The 675-nt window shown below is 69.8% G+C and carries 1 protein-coding gene; it reads left to right on the forward strand.

What is annotated here, in order from left to right; all coding sequences use genetic code 11:
- Nucleotides 1–675: DDE-type integrase/transposase/recombinase (locus CW362_RS42925; protein WP_162684471.1), on the forward strand; the 675-nt coding region annotated here is incomplete at both ends.

Consider the following 675-nt stretch of genomic DNA (forward strand, 5'->3'; position numbering starts at 1 on the left):
TCAGGCCTCCGGCCTGGCGGGTCTGGCGGACCGGTCGCGCAGGCCGGCCTCGTGTCCGCATCAGGCTTCTGCCGAGGTCGAGGCGGCAGTGTGCGAACTGCGGCGCAAGCACCCGCGGTGGGGTCCGCGGCGGATCGCTCATGTGCTGGAGCGGTCCGGGACGGTGATGCCGGTGCCGTCTCGGATGACGGTGTATCGGATCCTGGTCCGTCACGGGCTGGTGGAGCCGGGGGTTCGACGCCGGAAGCGGTCGGATTACAAGCGCTGGCAGCGGGACCGTGCGATGCAGCTGTGGCAGATGGACATCGTCGGCGGGGTGATGCTGGTCGATGCGGTCACCGGTGAGCTGACCGAGGCGAAGGTCGTGACCGGGGTGGACGACCATTCCCGCTATTGCGTGATCGCGTCGGTGGTCGAGCGGGCGACCGGACGGGCGGTCTGCGCGGCGTTCGCGGGGGCCCTGCGGAGGTTCGGGGTGCCGGAGGAGGTGCTGACCGACAACGGCAAGCAGTTCACCGACCGGTTCGGTCACGGTGGTGAGGTGTTGTTCGACCGGATCTGCCGGGAGAACGGGATCGCGCACCGGCTGACCCAGCCGGCGTCGCCGACCACGACGGGCAAGGTCGAGCGATTCCATCAGACACTGCGGCGCGAACTCCTCGACGACTGCGGAGC

The organism is Streptomyces populi, from assembly GCF_002911015.1.
Lineage (GTDB): Bacteria > Actinomycetota > Actinomycetes > Streptomycetales > Streptomycetaceae > Streptomyces > Streptomyces populi.